Source organism: Pseudomonas lopnurensis, assembly GCF_015070855.1.
Taxonomy (GTDB): domain Bacteria; phylum Pseudomonadota; class Gammaproteobacteria; order Pseudomonadales; family Pseudomonadaceae; genus Stutzerimonas; species Stutzerimonas lopnurensis.
Genome location: NZ_JADDIX010000077.1, coordinates 37726 through 55023 on the forward strand (window position 1 = coordinate 37726; position 17298 = coordinate 55023).

A 17298-nucleotide genomic window follows, 5' to 3' on the forward strand; every position below is an offset into this window, starting at 1 on the left:
AACGAACAGGGCCGCAATTCGCAATTCACAGCTTTCAGTGAATCAGGCCCACCCGGGAGAAGTTCGGCAGGTTGCCCAGCTTCGGATCGGGCCAGCTCATCCAGACGGCGAAGGCCTTGCCGACGATATTGCGGTCCGGGACCATCCCGGCGAGCTCGGCCGGAATCGTCTCGCTCTGCCAGTAACGGCTGTCGTTGGAGTTGTCGCGGTTGTCGCCCATCATGAAGTAGTGGCCGGCCGGCACGCTCCACTGTCGGCTCGGCTCGATCCGGTAGCGGCCCATTTCCTTGCGGATCTGGTGCTCCACCTCACCCAGCTTCTCCTGGTAGAGCACGGCGCTGCCCAGGCTGCCCGGCTCCTCGCCGACCAGGGTTTCGGCCACCAACTGGTCGTTGATGTACAGGCGCCGGTCGCTGCTGTAGCGAACGGTGTCGCCCGGCAGACCGACGACCCGCTTGATGTAGTTGATGCTCGGCTCGTTGGGGTAGCGGAACACCATGACATCGCCACGCTTCGGATCGCTGACCTCGATCACCTTGCTATCCACCACCGGCAGACGGATGCCGTAGGCGAACTTGTTCACCAGGATGAAATCCCCCACTTCGAGGGTGGGAAGCATCGAGCCGGACGGGATCTGGAACGGTTCGACCAGAAACGAGCGCAGCACCAGCACGATCGCCAGCACCGGGAAGAACGACTTGCCGTACTCGATCAGCAGCGGCTCCTTGTTCAGCGCCTCCAGCGTCGAGGGATCGATTTCCCCGGCGCGCCCTGCGTAGTTGGCGATGGCAGCCCGCCGGCGGGGGGCGAAGAACAACAGGTCGCTCAGTGCCAACAGGCCGCAGACGGCGACGGCGATGACCAGCAACAACGGGAAATTGATCGACATATCAGCTATCTACCTTCAACACCGCGAGGAACGCCTCTTGCGGGATTTCCACGCTGCCGACCTGCTTCATGCGCTTCTTGCCGGCCTTCTGCTTCTCCAGCAGCTTGCGTTTGCGGCTGATGTCGCCGCCGTAACATTTCGCCAGAACGTTCTTGCGCAGCGCCTTGACGGTGGTGCGGGCCACGATCTGCCCACCGATGGCCGCCTGGATCGCCACGTCGAACATCTGCCGTGGAATCAGCTCTTTCATCTTCTCGGTCAACTGGCGCCCCTTGTAGTGGGCATTGTCGCGATGCACGATCAATGCCAGGGCATCGACCTTCTCGCCGTTGATCAGCACGTCCAGCCTGACCAGATTGGCCGACTGGAAGCGCTCGAAGCTGTAGTCCAGCGAGGCGTAGCCACGGCTCACCGATTTCAGCCGGTCGAAGAAGTCCAGTACCACCTCGCTCATCGGCAGGTCGTAGCGCACCTGCACCTGCGAACCGAGGAACTGCATGTCGCGTTGCACGCCACGCTTCTCGATGCACAGGGTAATGACGTTGCCCAGGTGATCCTGCGGCACCAGGATGTTGGCCTGCACGATGGGCTCGCGCATGTCGTCGATGGAGGACAGGTCGGGCAGCCGCGACGGGTTGTCGACGTAGAGGGTCTCGCCGTTCTTCAGCAGCAGCTCGTAGACCACGGTGGGCGCCGTGGTGATCAGGTCCAGGTTGTATTCGCGCTCCAGGCGCTCCTGGATGATCTCCATGTGCAGCATGCCGAGGAAGCCGATGCGGAAGCCGAAACCCAGGGCCTCGGAGCTTTCCGGCTCGTACTGCAGCGCTGCATCGTTGAGCGTGAGCTTCTGCAGGGCTTCGCGGAAGTCCTCGAAGTCGTCGGAACTGACCGGGAACAACCCGGCGTACACCTGCGGCTTGATGCGCTGGAAGCCCGGCAGCATCTCCACGTCGGGCGTGCTGGACAGCGTCAGGGTGTCGCCCACCGGGGCGCCATGGATGTCCTTGATGCCGGCGATGATGAAACCCACCTCGCCCGCCTTGAGGTCGGCGGTGGTGGTGTGCTTGGGCGTGAAGACGCCGACGCTGTCCACCTGGTGGACCTTGCCGGTGGACTTCACCAATACCTTGTCGCCCTTCTTGATGCGGCCGTGACGCACGCGCACCAGGGACACCACGCCAAGATAGTTGTCGAACCAGGAATCGATGATGAGCGCCTGCAGCGGCGCGTCGATCTCGCCCTGGGGCGGCGGAATGACCTGCACCAGGCGCTCCAGCACGTCGACCACACCCATGCCGCTCTTGGCGCTGCAGGCGACCGCGTCGGTGGCATCGATGCCGATGATGTGCTCGATTTCGTCCTTGACCCGCTCCGGCTCCGCCTGGGGCAGGTCCATCTTGTTCAGCACCGGCATGACCTCGAGGCCCTGCTCGATGGCGGTATAGCAGTTGGCGACCGACTGTGCCTCGACACCCTGGCCGGCGTCGACCACCAGCAAGGCGCCTTCGCAGGCGGCCAGCGAGCGGCTGACTTCATAGGTGAAGTCGACGTGCCCGGGCGTATCGATGAAGTTCAGCTGGTAGGTTTTCCCGTCCTGCGCCTTGTAGTGCAGGGTGACGCTGTGGGCCTTGATGGTGATGCCGCGCTCGCGCTCCAGATCCATCGAATCCAGCACCTGCGCCTCCATTTCGCGCTCGGAGAGGCCGCCGCACATCTGGATGAAGCGGTCCGCCAGGGTCGACTTGCCGTGATCGATATGGGCGATGATGGAAAAATTGCGGATATGACTCAGGTCACTCACAGCTCAACACTCGGAAAAGACGCGGACCGATTGCCCGCCGAAAATAGCCGGGAAGTGTAACTGATCAGCCCTTGGAGCGCCACGCGCAAGCTGCCCGCGCATTGCGAGCGCAACGCCGACCGAAGAACGGGCGCCCGAAACGAAGGAGGGCGGTATGAACCGCCCTCCTTCATTTCGGCTGGATCACTCGGCCAGCTTGAAGGTGATGAAGCTGGCACGCCCCTGACGCAATACGCGCATCGACACCGAGCGATTCTTCGGCAGCTGTTCCGCCACCCGACTGAACGTGGCCGCCGAGTTGATCGCCTGATTGTTCAGATGGGTGATCACATCCCCCGGACGCAGACCGATCATCGCGGCAGGCCCGTTGAGGATTTCGGTGATGACCACGCCACCCGGCAGATCGAGGCTCCTCTTCTGTTCCTCGGTCAGCTCGGTGACCTTGACGCCCAGGCGATTGTCGCTGCGCTCCTGGCCGCCACCGGAGGCCGCCACAGCGTCGCCCTCTTCCGGCATGGCGCCGATCTGGACGTCGAGCATCTTGCGATCGCCGTCACGCACCACTTCCATCTTGGCCGTGCTGCCCGGCTTCAACGCGCCGACCAAGTGCGGCAGATCGGCGGACATGACGATCGGCTTGCCATTGAGGCTGAGAATCACGTCGCCGACACGCAGTCCGCTCCTGGCTGCAGGACCACCGTCCATCGTCTGGGCGACCAGCGCCCCGGCGGGCCGCTCGAGGCCGAAGGACTCGGCCAGATCCTTGTTCACTTCCTGGATCACCACGCCGAGCCAGCCGCGATTGACCTTGCCGTCGGTGCGCAGCTGGTTGGCGACATCCATCGCCACATCGATCGGAATGGCGAACGACAGCCCCATGAAGCCACCGGAACGGGTGAAGATCTGCGAGTTGATGCCCACCACCTCGCCCTCGAGGTTGAACAGCGGCCCACCCGAGTTGCCCGGGTTGATCGCCACGTCGGTCTGGATGAACGGAACGTAGCTTTCGTTGGGCAGGCTGCGCCCGGTCGCACTGACGATGCCGGCGGTGACGGTATGGTCGAAGCCGAACGGCGAACCGATCGCCAGCACCCACTCGCCGACCTTCAGCGCATCGGAGTTGCCCAGCTTCACGGTCGGCAGCCCCTTGCCTTCGACCTTCAATACGGCGACGTCAGTGCGCGGGTCGGCACCCACCAGCGTCGCGCTCAGCTCGCTGCGATCGGGCAGACGCACGATGATCTCGTCGGCACCGGCAACCACATGGTTGTTGGTCAGCACGTAACCGTCATCGGAAATGATGAATCCCGAGCCAAGGGATTGCGCCTCGCGCTGCTGCCCACGCCCCGGAGCGCCGGGAATCTGCGGAATGCCGCGCTCGAAGAATTCGCGAAAGATCGGCGGCAGCCCCTCGAGCTCGGGAATCTGCGTGGTGGCGCCACGCGCCGGCACCTTCTGCTTGGTACTGATATTGACCACCGCTGGCGAGGCGTCTTCCACCAGCGGCGTGAAATCAGGCAAAGCTGCTTGCGCGACCAAGGCCTGCCCGAGTAATGCCAAGCCCGCCACAAAGGCAAAGCAGCTATTTCGATTGAACATGACGACACGTCTCCCCACTGAAGAAACAAGAAACTCAGGGGCTCGCGGGCCCCACGAGCATGGCGCGCAGAACGACCGGCTGCAGATTCGGATCATCCGTCACATGCCGGCTTCGCAGGCGCACGACCAGCCAGGAAGCAAAGAAACCTCCCAGCCCTGCCAGAATGACGATCGGCTCGCGCGCCGAGAACTGGGCGGCAAGCAGCGCAGCCGCCATCAGCATGACCAGGGGAAGAAGATAGACAAGGACGGCACCGCGCAGCAATACGTCCTCGCGGATTCCAACGATGACGGAATCGCCGACTTGCAGATTGAGATCGGAAACCGCTCGAATCAGCCCACGCTGCTCACGAACACCCAGGGTATCCATCAGCCCCTGGCCGCAACCGCTCTTCGCGGAACAACCGGAGCAGGTGCTCTTGCGCCGGGTTTCGACCCATACCGCGCCCGCCTCCAGCGCGACCACGCGCCCCGGCTCTTCGATCATTCTTGCGCCTGTTCCGCGCCGTACCTCATGGACAGGGCCACCCGCTCGGCCGTCCCGAGCGGAATCTCGCCGACCACGGTCACCATGACGTCCCCATCGGCGGTACTGATGCGCTTGGATACGGCCACGGTGGGTCCCATCTGACTGCGTGCATCCTCGACCAGCGCACCGCGCAAAGGCTCGAGGAACACCGAGAACTTGGCCAGCCCATCGCCGTAGGAAAGCCAGGCGACGGTCTCCGGCGAAGCGGGGCTGGGCCGCTCATTGGCATCGAGCAACTCGAAGCCCGGCGGCAGCCAGTCCGAATGCCACGCCGAGTCGGGTGTCGCATCCCGCGCGACCACCGCAATGTCCTTGCAGACAGCGCTGGGCTTCAGCAACTGCTCATCGACCGGATCGGCCGTGAACCGGGTGAACTGGAAGCGCTCGAGCAACTGCCCCTTCTCGTTGAGCATCAACGATTTGAGAGGCAGCCCGGTATCACGATCAAGATGCAGTTCGAAGCCGTAGCGGTGCTGATCCCGCGCGGTCACGGCCAGTGCCACCGCGGAACGGCCGGCGACGCGGGAATCCCCGATCACCCGGAATTCATACCATTCGGAAAGTGCTTTCGGATCGAGGCGCTGGCCGTGCCATGCCTGGGCTTCACGGAACTGAGCTGCGAGCTCGTCGGTGGCGCATTGCACCTGCCCATCGACGCGCACCACCTCGGCCGGAGGCCCATCGAGCTGAAGCAGGCGCTCCTGAACGCGCCCGCCCTCCACTCGCTGCCAGACGGCGTGACTGGAAAAGCTACCATTGCGCTCGTAGACGAACGTCCCTGCGTAGCTCTGCTTCTGTTCCGCTGTCGCGAGGCGATCCATCCAGGCCCCGGCATCAGCAGCAAGGGCCGGCATCGATAGCCAGCCCCCCAACACCACATACAGCGGTAAGACGCGCATGCTTCTCCCTAACGTTCTTCCATGCTGGCGGCGCGAGCGTAAGGCAGCGCGCTCTCCGATCCACTACCAAAAGCAGCCTGCTGCGCGTGTTGACGAACATAGGACGGCAGGCGCTCTTCGTGCCAGCGTTCGATCGGCGCGCTATCGGCCGCAGTTTGTGCCGGCACTTCAGCCTGCCCCTCACTATAGCCAGCCAGCACGGTCGACCCCTGACTGGCTTGCGGTACCGAGATGCTCGGCTGCGCGGCTTGCTGAGCCAGCTGCGGCCCGGCAACCTCGTTCTGATTGTACAGACGCACGCCCGCCAGTACAGCGACAGTCACCGATGCCGCTACAGCCAGCCGGCCCAGCCCTTTCCAGCCGGAGCGCCGTGGCTGCGCGGGCGCGGCCTCATCGGCCAGGGCCGCGGAAACTGCCGCAGCGATGTCCAGACGCGGCTCGATCAACTCCTTATGCATGGCGGCACGGGCGAGCTGATAGCGCGACCAGGTGGCACGCAGTTCAGGGTTGTCGCCTGCGAGCATACGACGTAATTCCAACTCGTCCGCTTCGTTATCCATCACCGCGGACAGCGATTCATGCAGGGCTTCACGACTCATGGCGGTTCCTCTCTTGGCTGTCGCCGCTGTCTCAGGATTCATGCAACAGGGGTTGCAACGCTTTATCTATCGCTTCACGCGCCCGAAAGATCCGAGAGCGCACGGTGCCCACCGGACACTGCATGACACTCGCAATGTCTTCATAACTAAGACCATCAAATTCACGCAGTGTTAGAGCAGTACGTAAATCTTCGGGCAACAGCTGAATGGTTCGGTGAACGGTATCCTCTATCTCATCCCTGAGCAGCGCTCGCTCCGGTGACTCGATATCCTTGAGGGCGTGATCGCCTTCATAGAACTCGGCATCCTCGGAACTCACATCACTATCCGGGGGACGCCTGCCACGCGCCACCAGATGATTCTTCGCCGTATTGATGGCGATGCGGTACAGCCAGGTATAGAACGCGCTGTCGCCGCGAAAATTGGCGAGGGCACGGTAGGCCTTGATAAACGCCTCCTGGGCGACATCCTGAGCTTCGTGGGAGTCGTGCACGAATCGCACGATCAACCCGAGAATCTTGTGCTGGTACTTCATCACCAGCAGATCGAAGGCCCGCTTGTCTCCACGCTGCACTCGCTCAACCAGTTGCTGGTCCTGCTCCTGGGTCAGCATAAACGCTCCTCCCTGATGTTGAAGGGGCGTTGCTCACACCAGCAAACCGACCTGCCAGAATAGACCCGGGCTTTACGCAAAAGTTCTCCCCCCTCCTAGCAAGCGTTCCTGCAATACCTGACGGCGATTGCACTACAGCGTCGTCCAGACCCGCTTACGACGCCGTCTTGGTGTCCATAGCAAACCCGCACCGCCCATCAGCGATGGCCAGCTGGTTTGCCTTCATAACTGCCTATTGAGCTTCAGCCTGCAAGAAAAGTTCCCCTTGTCTGGCAACAAGCTTCCGTTTGTCTATTTTGACGTGAGCTCTGCTCTATATACTAGGACCCGATTTCTCTGCGGAATTCGACATGAGCCAAGTTCAACGATACGACGTCCTGGTCATCGGCAGCGGTGCCGCCGGGCTGACCCTCGCGCTCAACCTGCCCGCGGAGCTGCGCATCGCCGTGCTCAGCAAGGGCGACCTGTCCAACGGCTCGACCTATTGGGCGCAGGGCGGCGTCGCAGCGGTACTGGACGACACCGACACCGTGGAATCCCACGTTGCGGACACCCTCGTGGCGGGCGGCGGGTTGTGCCGCGAGGAAGCGGTACGCTTCACCGTCGAACACAGCAATGAAGCGATCCAGTGGCTGATCGAACAAGGCGTCCCGTTCACCCGCGACGACACCCCCGATCGCGAGGATGGCGGTTTCGAATTCCACCTCACCCGCGAAGGCGGTCATAGTCATCGACGCATCATTCACGCCGCCGACGCCACCGGCGCGGCCATTTTCAACACCCTGCTCGCCCAGGCACAGAGCAGGAGCAACATCGAGCTGCTGCAGCAGCGCGTCGCGGTCGACCTGATCACCGAGCACAAGCTCGGCCTGCCGGGCAGGCGCTGCCTCGGCGCCTACGTGCTCAATCGCGGCACGGGCGAAGTGGAAACCTTCCAGGCCCGCTTCGTGGTCCTGGCGACCGGCGGTGCGGCCAAGGTCTATCTCTATACCAGCAATCCCGACAGCGCATGCGGTGACGGCATCGCGATGGCCTGGCGCGCCGGCTGCCGGGTGGGCAACCTCGAATTCAACCAGTTCCATCCGACCTGCCTGTATCACCCGCAAGCCAAGAGCTTCCTCGTTACCGAGGCCCTGCGCGGCGAAGGCGCACTACTCAGGCTGCCCAATGGCGAGCGCTTCATGCCGCGCTTCGACGCCCGCGAAGAGCTCGCGCCGCGTGACATCGTGGCCCGCGCCATCGACCATGAGATGAAGCGCCTGGGGATCGACTGCGTCTATCTGGACATCAGCCACAAACCCGCCGATTTCATCAAGAACCACTTCCCCACCGTTTACGAGCGCTGCCTGGAATACGGCATCGACATCACCCGCCAGCCGATCCCGGTGGTGCCAGCGGCGCACTATACCTGCGGCGGCGTGCTCGTCGACCAGGCCGGGCGGACCGACATCCCCGGCCTCTACGCGATCGGCGAAACCAGCTTCACCGGCCTGCACGGCGCCAACCGCATGGCCAGCAACTCGCTGCTGGAATGCTTCGTCTACGGGCGCGCCGCCGCCCAGGACATGTTGCGCGAACTGCCCCATGTCACCTCGACGGCGGAACTGCCCGCCTGGGATGCCAGCCAGGTCACCGATTCCGACGAAGACGTGATCATCGCGCACAACTGGGACGAACTGCGGCGCTTCATGTGGGACTACGTCGGCATCGTGCGCACCAGCAAGCGCCTGATGCGTGCGCAGCACCGCGTGCGCCTGCTGCTCAGCGAGATCGACGAGTTCTACAGCAACTACAAGGTCAGCCGCGACCTGCTGGAACTGCGCAACCTCGCCCTGGTGGCCGACCTGATGATCCGCTCGGCCATGCAGCGCAAGGAGAGCCGCGGCCTGCACTACACCCTCGACTACCCGGAGCTGCTGCCGGAGGCCGTCGACACTATTCTGCTGCCGCCCACCTACTGCGACTGAACTTCAACCGCACCCTCAGCCGCCGATGCTGGTCGTGCGGCAGTGCGTCTCGCGCAATACACACGCCGCACGCGAAACGCCGCCCCGCCGGGCGGAAACGCAGGATCACCACGAACGGCAGCGCCAGACTCTCGGGCAGCAGCTGGACCGGTTGCCAGCCGTGTTTCTCGCTCCACAGCTGCCAGCCCCGTTCGTCGTGCCGCAAGCCACGCCAGGCGTCCGGGTGCGACAACAAGGCGCCACGGGCAAGCACGCGCGAGGCATGCACGAGACAGAACAGCAGACAGGCCAGCCGCAGCCAGAGCGGTGCGGGCGACAGCACGATGGCCGCCAGGGCCAGCCCCTGAACGGCGAGGTAGAGCGCCAGCAGCAGGCCGGACGGCCGCCAGTGACACTCGAAGGGTTGCCTACTTGGGCTGGACACGATCGAGGATCATGCGAACCATGCGGCGCAGATCCTCGTCCTCGGGCTCGCCACGCTGCATGAACCAGCCGAACATGTCCTGATCCTCGCAACTCAGCAGCTTGCGGTAGCGGCGCTGATCCTCTTCGTCCAGGCCGGGATAGACCTCCTTGACGAAAGGCACCAGCAGCACGTCCAGCTCCAGCATGCCGCGACGGCTCTGCCAGAACAGGCGATTGAGTTCGGATTGCTCGGCCATACATCGGCTCCTTGGGGGAAGGCCGGCATTATAACGGCTGGCGCTGCGCTCACTAGTCGGTTTTTTCGCCGCACCGCGAACCAGGCCTCGCGCAACCCGTTTGCGCGGCCTGCTATGATGGCCCTCCGGATTCTGACGACGACCCATCATGACCGACACTGCTTATTTTTGCGTTCTGTCGCATGAAGGCGTCCTTGCCGTACGCGGCCCGGATGCCAGCAAGTTCCTGCAGGGCCAGTTGACCTGCAACCTCAACTACCTCGGCGCCGACAACTCCAGCCTGGGCTCGCGCTGCACGCCCAAGGGCCGCATGCAGTCGAGCTTCCGCATTCTGCCGGACGACGATGGCTACCTGTTGGCCATGGCCAGCGAACTGCTGCAGCCGCAACAGGCCGACCTGAGCAAATATGCCGTGTTTTCCAAGTCGCGCCCGAGTGACGAAAGCGCGGCCTGGTGCCGATTCGGCCTGGCTGGCGGCGATGGCTCGCTGGCCGGCCTGGGGCTGGATCTGCCCCAGGTCGCTGACCGCGTGGTACGTGCGAACGGCATGATCGCGATCCGCCTGCCCGATGGGCGCGCCGAACTCTGGGTGCCCAGCGCCGAAGCCGAGCAGGTCCGCTCGCGCCTGCGTGCGCAACTGGACGAGGCCCCTGTGCAACGCTGGCTGCTCGACCAGGTCCGCGCCGGTATCGGCCAGGTGTTCGGCAGCACCCGCGAGCTGTTCATCCCGCAGATGATCAACCTGCAGGCGCTCGGCGGCGTGAGCTTCAAGAAGGGGTGCTACACCGGACAGGAAATCGTCGCGCGCATGCAGTATCTGGGCAAGCTCAAACGGCGCCTGCAGCGCCTTGCCGGCGACGGCGCTCCGGACGAACTGCCCGCACCCGGCGTGGAACTGTTCTCACCGGTCCATGGCTCGAGCGTGGGCGAGGTGGTTTTGGCGGCCCCCAGCGCCGACGGCATGGAGCTGCTGGCCGTGCTCCAGGAAGATGCCGCCGCCGACGGCCGGATATTCCTCGGCTCCCCCGACGGGTTGCCGCTGAGCCTGCTCGAGCTGCCCTATGCCCTCGATCCGGACCGGGAAATCCAGCGATAGGCCAGCCTGCCGATACCAACAGGGCGCGCAGCACGGGCGGCGCACCATGCACCGGCCGACCGCCCCCGGCGATGTCGACCGACACCACAAAGGAATGACATGAGCACCCTTGCCGAGAAAGTCCAGCGCGAACTGGCCCTGGCCATCGAGAACGATGAACTGGTTCTGCCCACCCTGCCGGAGGTGGCGCTGCGGGTCCGCGAAGCCACCGAAGACCCGGATATCAGCATCCCCGCGCTGAGCAAGGTGATCGGCAACGACACGGCCCTCACCGCGCGCATCATCAAGGTGGTAAACAGCCCGCTGCTGCGCACCAGCCGCGAAATCGACGACCTGCAGATGGCGATCAGCCGCCTCGGCATCAACTACACCTGCAACCTGGCCACCGGCCTGGCCATGGAACAGATGTTCCAGGCCACCACCGACGTCGTCGATCGCAAGATGCGCGAAGTCTGGAACAAGAGCACCGAGGTCGCAGCCATCAGCCATGTGCTCTGCCGCCATTACACCCGGCTGATGCCGGACCAGGCGACGCTTGCCGGGCTGGTCCACCAGATCGGCATCCTGCCGATCCTGACCTATGCCGAAGAGCACGGCGCACTGCTCGCCGACTCCATCAGCCTCAACCATGTCATCGACAAGATCCATCCGCTGGTTGGCGAGAAGATCCTGCGCACCTGGGACTTCCCCGACGCGATCGCTGCGGTGGCAGGCCATTACACCGACTTCCAGCGCAACTCCGCCACGGTCGACTACGTCGATATCGTTCAGGTCGCCACGCTGCAAAGCCATCTCGGCAGCAGCCATCCCTATACCCAGCTGGACTGGCGACAGGTACCGGCCTTCGCCAAGCTGGGCCTGGACCCGAGCTCGCTGATGCAGGAAGACGAAGATCTTTCGGCGGCCATGGATGCCGCCATGACCATGCTCCAGTAAGCCTTTCCCCTGGCGCGCCCGTAGCGCCCCAGGGGCCTGCCTGGTCAGTTCAGTGCCAACCCAGGCCACCAGCCCACCGTTCGCCCGAAAGCGAGGAACCGCCCCTGCGACGCTCCAGTCACAGAAAGGGACGGCAATCTCGCCGCATCGCGCTTCGTGCATCGCGCCCCAGGCCGGCACGAGCCCTCAGGTAGATGAAGGAGAACGCTATGGCTACAACAACCAAGATTATCTTCTCAGGCGCCTTCGCTCTGCTGCTCGGACTGGCCGCCAACATGGCCCTGGCTGCAGAAGGGGAAAACTTTGTCGATGAGGCCTCCGCCAAAGGCATTGCCGAAATCGAAACCGCGAAAATCGCCCTGGACAAAGGCACCTCCGAGGATGTGAAGCAATTCGCACAGATGATGATCGATGACCACACCCAGGCCAATCAGCAACTCGCGCAGTTGGCCCAGGAAAAGGATCTGGAAATGTCCGATGAAGCGACCCTGATGGACAAGGCCAAAGCCATGATCCTCAAGTGGCGCGATGGCGAGAACTTCGACCAGGCCTACTCCAACAACCAGGTCGTCGCCCACGAGCAGACCATCGAACTGTACCGCCAGTACCTGGAAAGCGGCGAGAACCCCGACCTCAAGCAGTACGCCGAAACCACGCTGCCCAAGCTCGAACAGCACCTGCAGCATGCCAAGGAGCTGCAAGCCAAGCACGGCGCAAACGACTGATCGCACCCCGCGCCCGATGCCACGCCCGGAGGCATCGGGTCACACCTCTGCCGGCAACTGCCAGTCAATCGGCGTCAGCCCCTGCTGCGCGAGGAATTGATTGGCACGGCTGAAGTGACCATTGCCGAAAAAGCCACGATGCGCCGACAGCGGTGACGGGTGCACCGACTTCAGCATCAGGTGCCGAGTGGCATCGATCAGCTTCGCCTTGGATTGCGCATGCGCGCCCCAGAGCATGAACACCAGATGCGGGCGCCGCTCGCTGACCACCTCGATGATCCGATCGGTGAAGCGTTGCCACCCGGCATTGGCATGCGAACCGGCGATGCCCCGCTCCACGGTCAGCGACGTGTTGAGCATCAACACCCCCTGCTCCGCCCAGTGCTGCAGATAGCCATGCCGCGGAATCTCCAGGTTCAGGTCGCGCTTGAGTTCCTTGAAGATGTTCTGCAGCGACGGTGGCGGCGCTACGCCCGGCTGCACGGAGAAGCAGAGACCATGGGCCTGCCCCGGGCCGTGGTAGGGGTCCTGCCCGAGAATGACCACCTTGACCTGATCGAGCGGCGTCGAATTGAGCGCATTGAAAATCATCGGCCCCGGCGGGTAGATGACCTTGCCGGCCGCCTTCTCGCTACCCAGGAATGCCCTGAGCTGCTGCATGTAGGGCTTGTCGAACTCCTCGCGCAGGGCATCCTTCCAGCCCGCCTCGAGTCTGATGCGGTCGTCTTGAGTCATGAGAATTTCCGGTCGGCCAAGCCGTCGCACCCTAGAAAAGCTGGTTGCCGTTGTCAACGCTCGAAGCCGCGCATGCATTGCATCAGCGCAATAACGGCCATCCTCCTTTAGTCATAATCACACCTGGCTCACGTACTGACGCGGACACCTGCCGCCAAGCCCACATAAAGAGTGACGCAAGCACGCCCGCAAGGTAAAAAAAGCCCACTGCCAATAACCAATAACAAAAGCGATAACAAGGAACATGCGATGAACCGGATCACCCTTCTGGCGCTAGGGCTGGGGTTCTGTCTTACGGCCCAGGCGGCAGACCCCATTACGCTCGGCCTCAACTATCCCCGCACCGGCAGCTACAAGGAAGAAGGCCTGGCGCAGATGCGCGGCGCTCTGCTGGCCATCGACGAAATCAACGCCGCCGGAGGTGTCCTGGGGCGACCGCTGCAACTGATCAGCCGCAACAGCGCCTCGCGGCCGGACAAGTCCGTGGCCAACGTCGACAAGATGGCCGACGAAGGCGTGGCCATGCTCTTCGGCGGCGTGTCCAGCGCCGTCGCCATCGCCGCCAGCAAGCGCGCCAAGGAGCGTGGCCTGCTGTACTTCGGCACGCTCACCTACTCCAACGACACCACGGGCAAGGACGGCCACCGCTACATGTTCCGCGAGTGCAACAACGCCTGGATGAGCGCGCGGGTGCTGGGCCAGTATCTGAACGAGAACATGCCGGGCAAGAACTACTTCTACATCACCTCCGACTACACCTGGGGCCATACCAGCGAAAGCTCGCTGCGCCAGGCCACCGGAACCGTCGACGCGAACAGGCACCCGGGTGTCAGGACCGCCTTTCCCGGTGCCCGCCTCTCCGATTATCGGGCCGCGCTGGAAAAAGCCGCCGCCAGCGACGCCGAGGTTCTGGTCCTGGTGCTGTTCGGCGAAGACATGGTGCGGGCGATGCGCATCGCCGACGAGCTCGGCCTGAACAAGAAGATGCAGATCGCGGTCCCCAACCTGACGCTGTCGATGGTCGAACTGGCGGGCCCCGACATCATGCGCGGCGTGCTCGGGACCGAACCCTGGACCTGGCGCGTACCCGATCTCGAAGGCTCCGAGCCCGGCAAGGCCTTCGTGAAGAACTTCGGCGAGCGCTACCAGACCCATCCATCCAGCTCCGCCGCCTCGGCCTACAGCATCGTCTACCAGTGGGCCGATGCCGCCGCGCGCGCCAAGAGCATCAACAGCGAAAAGGTGATCGCCGCGCTGGAGAACCACAGCTACAGCCTGCTCAAGAATCAGCAGCAATGGCGCGGCTTCGACCACCAGAACGTGCAGACCGTCTACGCGGTGCGCGTGAAGCCTCGCGAAGAAGTGCTGAAGGACCGCTTCAAGCAGGACTACTTCGAAATCGTTCATCGCCTGGCGGGTGAACAGGCGGCTCCCACGCTGGCCGAATGGCAGGAGGAACGCCGCTCGGGCGGCCAGCCGACTAGGCTACAGTGACAGAAGCGCGGGATCGTCCATCCTGCATGGCTCGACGATCCCGGCCGGGCCTCCCGGTTCGCAATGGTTGCAACCCCGGAGCATCGGAAGGACTCTGAACAGAAGCAGCGGCAGAACCGCCAGCAACGGAGCCCCGAACCTGTCACGAGGATTGCGTCCATGAGCACTGCTGTAGAGTCCTATCAAGCCGGCGTCTTCGACCTGACCCACAAGCTGACCGTGGAAAAGCACGGCCACACGGCGCTGATCACCATCAATCATCCTCCCGCCAACACCTGGGATCGCGAATCCCTGATCGGCCTCAGGCAAGTCATCGAACACCTGAACCACGACGACGATATCTATGCCCTGGTGATCTGCGGCCAAGGCGAGAAGTTCTTCAGTGCCGGCGCCGATCTCAAGCTGTTCGCCGACGGCGATCACAACCGCGCTCGCGAGATGGCCCGGCGCTTCGGCGAGGCCTTCGAGGCCCTGCGGGACTTCCGCGGCGTGTCCATTGCCGCGATAAACGGCTTCGCCCTGGGCGGCGGCCTGGAGTGCGCGCTGGCCTGCGATCTGCGCATCGCCGAACAGCAGGCACAGTTGGGCCTGCCGGAAGCCTCGGTCGGCCTGCTGCCCTGCGCCGGCGGCACCCAGGCACTGGCCTGGCTGGTCGGCGAAGGCTGGGCCAAGCGCATGATCCTCTGCGGCGAACGCATCACCGCGGACACTGCGCTGCGCATCGGCCTGGTCGAGCAGGTGGTCGAGCCGGGCGAAGCGCGCGGGCATGCCCTGCTGCTCGCCGCACGCGTCGCACAGCAGAGCCCGGTGGCGGTGCGCGCCGCCAAGCCGTTGATCGATGGCGCCCGCCACCGACTGCCGACCACCTTCGCGGCCGCCGAACGCGAAGCCTTCGTCGGGCTGTTCGAGGCCGAGGACACGCTCGAGGGCGTAAACGCCTTCCTGGAAAAACGCGACCCGCGCTGGCGCAACCGATGATCGCCCGGCCGCTCGTCGCGGCGTCGATCACAGCCATACCCGCCGCCAGCATCCAGCGCCGAGAATGCCCATGAACGTCAGCTTCGAAGAATGCCCCGCCCTGCATGGCAACCGTGTCGCCATCGCCAGCCTGGACGCAGCGCACAGCCTCAACGCCCTGAATCTGTCGATGATCCAGGCGCTGCTCGACCAACTCGAGCGCTGGGCCGAGGACCCTGCGATCGTTTGCGTGCTCCTGCGCGGCAACGGCCCCAAGGCCTTCTGTGCCGGCGGCGACGTCCGACGCCTGGCTCGCGCCTGTCAAGAAAGCCCGGGAACGGTGCCAGCACTGGCCGAGCGCTTCTTCGCCGACGAATACCGCCTCGATCACCGGCTGCATACCTATCCCAAACCGATGCTCTGCTGGGCCCACGGTTATGTCATGGGTGGTGGTATGGGATTGCTGCAAGGTGCCGCGATCCGCATCGTCACCCCGGACAGCCGGCTGGCCATGCCGGAGCTTGCCATCGGCCTCTATCCCGATGTCGGGGCGAGCTGGTTCCTCTCGCGCCTGCCCGGCAAGCTGGGGCTGTTCCTCGGCCTCGGCGGCACGCAGATCAATGCGCGCGACGCCCTCGACCTGGGCCTCGCCGACCGCTGTCTGGCCCCCGAGCGACAACATGACCTGATCGAAGGCCTGGTGCAGATCAACTGGCAGGAACAGGCCTCGAGCCAGCTCACCAGCCTGCTCAGGGCGCTCGCCAACGGGACGGTCGAGCATTTGCCGGTCGCCCAGCTGTTGCCTCGGCGCAGCCGCATCGACGAACTGCTCGACGTAGCCGAGCTGCCCCAGGCCTGGCACGCGTTAACCGCACTGACCCGGGACAGCGATCCGTTGCTTGCCCAGGCGGCAACCCGCCTCGCCGAGGCGTGCCCGCTGAGTGCCCATCTGCTCTGGCAACAATTGCAGCGCGGCCGCCGGCTGTCGCTGGCGCAAGCACTGCACATGGAGTACGCGATGAGCCTGAACTGCTGTCGTCACCCGGAATTCACCGAAGGCGTTCGCGCGCGCCTGCTCGACAAGGACGGCCAGCCGCGCTGGCACTGGCCGGACGTCCAGAGCGTTCCCATGGCCGTGGTCGAGGCGCATTTCGAGCCGACCTGGGATGGGTCGCACCCGCTGGCCGATCTGGCCTGAGCGGCGGGCTGCTCGAAACCGCTGGGGATGAGTTTCGTGACTCTTGCTGGGGCGGACCGGGCGGCGACCCGCTTTAGCCCGCACTGGCCAGCGCTGGTGGGCTGAAGTCCCCTGCAGGATCACATGCAGGAGCGGGCCATGCCCGCGATTCGCGCGCATGGCGCGCTCCTACAAAGTACTCGTTGTGCTTGCCTGAACGGGATTGCCATCAACGCCGGTAGTACTGATAACGCCCACCCCGGCCATAATCCGGCCGCAGCCGATGATCGCGCCCATCCCTGATCAACGGCGAACGCTGATAACGGTGCTCCTGGCGCCAGTACTGCCGTCGCTCGAAACCACGCTGGCGGTCGTAGTACTGCGGGGGCAGCTGGCCCTGATAACGCGGCGGCAGGTTGCGCTGATAGTGCGGGTACTGCGGATAGGGGCTACGCGGATCGTACTGATACGGCCGATTCTCGTGGCGATAGCCCGGATTGTAGTAGCGGGGGCTCTCGGCCTGGAAAACCCACACCCCGTCGCGCCGATCCGCATGCGCCTGCGTGGCGACGCCCAGGCTCAGGCAGAGCAGAACCAGGGCGGAACGAATGTTCATGGGC

18 protein-coding genes are annotated in these 17298 nt (G+C 64.1%); 7 read left to right on the forward strand and 11 right to left on the reverse strand.

Annotated features, from left to right (window positions below; genetic code table 11):
* Nucleotides 1-34: 34 nt before the first annotated feature.
* The 7 genes from lepB to rpoE all read right to left on the reverse strand — a co-directional run bounded on the left by lepB (nt 35) and on the right by rpoE (nt 6929).
* Complete coding sequence (lepB, locus tag IN820_RS15300; protein WP_193681786.1) at nt 35-889, reverse strand: signal peptidase I; 855 nt, start codon at nt 887-889, stop codon at nt 35-37.
* Between the two features lies 1 nt (nt 890).
* Complete coding sequence (gene lepA, locus IN820_RS15305) at nt 891-2690, reverse strand: translation elongation factor 4 (protein ID WP_193681787.1); 1800 nt, start codon at nt 2688-2690, stop codon at nt 891-893.
* 183 nt (nt 2691-2873) lie between these two features.
* Nucleotides 2874-4289, reverse strand: coding sequence for a DegQ family serine endoprotease (locus tag IN820_RS15310; RefSeq protein ID WP_193681788.1), 1416 nt, complete (start codon nt 4287-4289; stop codon nt 2874-2876).
* 34 nt (nt 4290-4323) lie between these two features.
* Nucleotides 4324-4776, reverse strand: a complete 453-nt coding sequence (locus IN820_RS15315; protein ID WP_193681789.1) for a SoxR reducing system RseC family protein — start codon at nt 4774-4776, stop codon at nt 4324-4326.
* Complete coding sequence (locus IN820_RS15320; protein WP_193681790.1) at nt 4773-5717, reverse strand: MucB/RseB C-terminal domain-containing protein; 945 nt, start codon at nt 5715-5717, stop codon at nt 4773-4775. Before IN820_RS15320 ends, IN820_RS15315 begins: the two co-directional genes overlap by 4 nt.
* A gap of 8 nt (nt 5718-5725) precedes the next feature.
* Nucleotides 5726-6316, reverse strand: coding sequence for an RseA family anti-sigma factor (locus IN820_RS15325; RefSeq protein ID WP_193681791.1), 591 nt, complete (start codon nt 6314-6316; stop codon nt 5726-5728).
* Nucleotides 6317-6347: 31 nt separating this feature from the next.
* Nucleotides 6348-6929 carry an RNA polymerase sigma factor RpoE gene (rpoE, locus tag IN820_RS15330; protein WP_102895128.1) on the reverse strand — a complete coding sequence of 194 codons (582 nt, stop codon included), beginning with the start codon at nt 6927-6929 and terminating at the stop codon, nt 6348-6350.
* 350 nt (nt 6930-7279) lie between these two features.
* On the opposite strand from rpoE, the gene nadB reads away from it, so the two are divergent.
* Nucleotides 7280-8896 carry an L-aspartate oxidase gene (gene nadB / locus IN820_RS15335; RefSeq protein ID WP_193681792.1) on the forward strand — a complete coding sequence of 539 codons (1617 nt, stop codon included), beginning with the start codon at nt 7280-7282 and terminating at the stop codon, nt 8894-8896.
* On the opposite strand, the gene IN820_RS15340 is transcribed toward nadB, so the two are convergent.
* Both IN820_RS15340 and IN820_RS15345 read right to left on the reverse strand, forming a co-directional pair.
* Nucleotides 8865-9320, reverse strand: coding sequence for a protein YgfX (locus tag IN820_RS15340; RefSeq protein WP_193681793.1), 456 nt, complete (start codon nt 9318-9320; stop codon nt 8865-8867). The two genes, nadB and IN820_RS15340, sit on opposite strands and share 32 nt — an antisense overlap.
* A complete protein-coding gene (locus IN820_RS15345; RefSeq protein ID WP_003293594.1) occupies nt 9304-9558 on the reverse strand; it encodes an FAD assembly factor SdhE in 255 nt (84 codons plus the stop codon). Before IN820_RS15345 ends, IN820_RS15340 begins: the two co-directional genes overlap by 17 nt.
* A 148-nt stretch (nt 9559-9706) precedes the next feature.
* Between IN820_RS15345 and ygfZ the strand changes: the two genes are divergently transcribed.
* The 3 genes from ygfZ (at nt 9707) to IN820_RS15360 (ending at nt 12315) form a co-directional block, all read left to right on the forward strand.
* Nucleotides 9707-10654 carry a CAF17-like 4Fe-4S cluster assembly/insertion protein YgfZ gene (ygfZ, locus tag IN820_RS15350; protein WP_193681794.1) on the forward strand — a complete coding sequence of 316 codons (948 nt, stop codon included), beginning with the start codon at nt 9707-9709 and terminating at the stop codon, nt 10652-10654.
* Between the two features lie 99 nt (nt 10655-10753).
* On the forward strand, nt 10754-11590 hold the full coding sequence (locus tag IN820_RS15355) for an HDOD domain-containing protein (protein ID WP_193681795.1): 837 nt from the start codon (nt 10754-10756) through the stop codon (nt 11588-11590).
* 209 nt (nt 11591-11799) lie between these two features.
* Nucleotides 11800-12315 (forward strand): DUF4142 domain-containing protein, encoded by a 516-nt coding sequence (locus IN820_RS15360; protein WP_193681796.1) that lies wholly within the window; start codon nt 11800-11802, stop codon nt 12313-12315.
* Nucleotides 12316-12354: 39 nt separating this feature from the next.
* Here the strand turns inward: IN820_RS15360 and ung are convergent, their stop codons facing one another.
* A complete protein-coding gene (gene ung, locus IN820_RS15365) occupies nt 12355-13050 on the reverse strand; it encodes a uracil-DNA glycosylase (RefSeq protein WP_193681797.1) in 696 nt (231 codons plus the stop codon).
* A 249-nt stretch (nt 13051-13299) separates the two neighbouring features.
* On the opposite strand from ung, the gene IN820_RS15370 reads away from it, so the two are divergent.
* The 3 genes from IN820_RS15370 (at nt 13300) to IN820_RS15380 (ending at nt 16699) form a co-directional block, all read left to right on the forward strand.
* Nucleotides 13300-14544 carry an ABC transporter substrate-binding protein gene (locus tag IN820_RS15370; protein ID WP_193681798.1) on the forward strand — a complete coding sequence of 415 codons (1245 nt, stop codon included), beginning with the start codon at nt 13300-13302 and terminating at the stop codon, nt 14542-14544.
* A 159-nt stretch (nt 14545-14703) separates the two neighbouring features.
* Nucleotides 14704-15522, forward strand: coding sequence for an enoyl-CoA hydratase (locus tag IN820_RS15375; protein ID WP_193681799.1), 819 nt, complete (start codon nt 14704-14706; stop codon nt 15520-15522).
* Between the two features lie 70 nt (nt 15523-15592).
* The gene (locus tag IN820_RS15380) at nt 15593-16699 is read left to right on the forward strand and encodes an enoyl-CoA hydratase/isomerase family protein (RefSeq protein WP_193681800.1); all 1107 of its coding nucleotides are present in this window, start codon (nt 15593-15595) and stop codon (nt 16697-16699) included.
* 208 nt (nt 16700-16907) lie between these two features.
* Here the strand turns inward: IN820_RS15380 and IN820_RS15385 are convergent, their stop codons facing one another.
* A complete protein-coding gene (locus IN820_RS15385; protein WP_193681801.1) occupies nt 16908-17294 on the reverse strand; it encodes a hypothetical protein in 387 nt (128 codons plus the stop codon).
* Between the last annotated feature and the right edge of the window lie 4 nt (nt 17295-17298).

Bases quoted from the DNA above. Each gene is read 5' to 3' on its own strand.
- lepB (WP_193681786.1), bottom strand. From the start codon at position 889: ATGTCGATCAATTTCCCGTTGTTGCTGGTCATCGCCGTCGCCGTCTGC.
- IN820_RS15310 (WP_193681788.1), bottom strand. From the start codon at position 4,289: ATGTTCAATCGAAATAGCTGCTTTGCCTTTGTGGCGGGCTTGGCATTA.
- IN820_RS15315 (WP_193681789.1), bottom strand. From the start codon at position 4,776: ATGATCGAAGAGCCGGGGCGCGTGGTCGCGCTGGAGGCGGGCGCGGTA.
- IN820_RS15320 (WP_193681790.1), bottom strand. From the start codon at position 5,717: ATGCGCGTCTTACCGCTGTATGTGGTGTTGGGGGGCTGGCTATCGATG.
- IN820_RS15325 (WP_193681791.1), bottom strand. From the start codon at position 6,316: ATGAGTCGTGAAGCCCTGCATGAATCGCTGTCCGCGGTGATGGATAAC.
- rpoE (WP_102895128.1), bottom strand. From the start codon at position 6,929: ATGCTGACCCAGGAGCAGGACCAGCAACTGGTTGAGCGAGTGCAGCGT.
- nadB (WP_193681792.1), top strand. From the start codon at position 7,280: ATGAGCCAAGTTCAACGATACGACGTCCTGGTCATCGGCAGCGGTGCC.
- IN820_RS15345 (WP_003293594.1), bottom strand. From the start codon at position 9,558: ATGGCCGAGCAATCCGAACTCAATCGCCTGTTCTGGCAGAGCCGTCGC.
- ygfZ (WP_193681794.1), top strand. From the start codon at position 9,707: ATGACCGACACTGCTTATTTTTGCGTTCTGTCGCATGAAGGCGTCCTT.
- IN820_RS15355 (WP_193681795.1), top strand. From the start codon at position 10,754: ATGAGCACCCTTGCCGAGAAAGTCCAGCGCGAACTGGCCCTGGCCATC.
- IN820_RS15360 (WP_193681796.1), top strand. From the start codon at position 11,800: ATGGCTACAACAACCAAGATTATCTTCTCAGGCGCCTTCGCTCTGCTG.
- ung (WP_193681797.1), bottom strand. From the start codon at position 13,050: ATGACTCAAGACGACCGCATCAGACTCGAGGCGGGCTGGAAGGATGCC.
- IN820_RS15370 (WP_193681798.1), top strand. From the start codon at position 13,300: ATGAACCGGATCACCCTTCTGGCGCTAGGGCTGGGGTTCTGTCTTACG.
- IN820_RS15375 (WP_193681799.1), top strand. From the start codon at position 14,704: ATGAGCACTGCTGTAGAGTCCTATCAAGCCGGCGTCTTCGACCTGACC.
- IN820_RS15380 (WP_193681800.1), top strand. From the start codon at position 15,593: ATGAACGTCAGCTTCGAAGAATGCCCCGCCCTGCATGGCAACCGTGTC.
- IN820_RS15385 (WP_193681801.1), bottom strand. From the start codon at position 17,294: ATGAACATTCGTTCCGCCCTGGTTCTGCTCTGCCTGAGCCTGGGCGTC.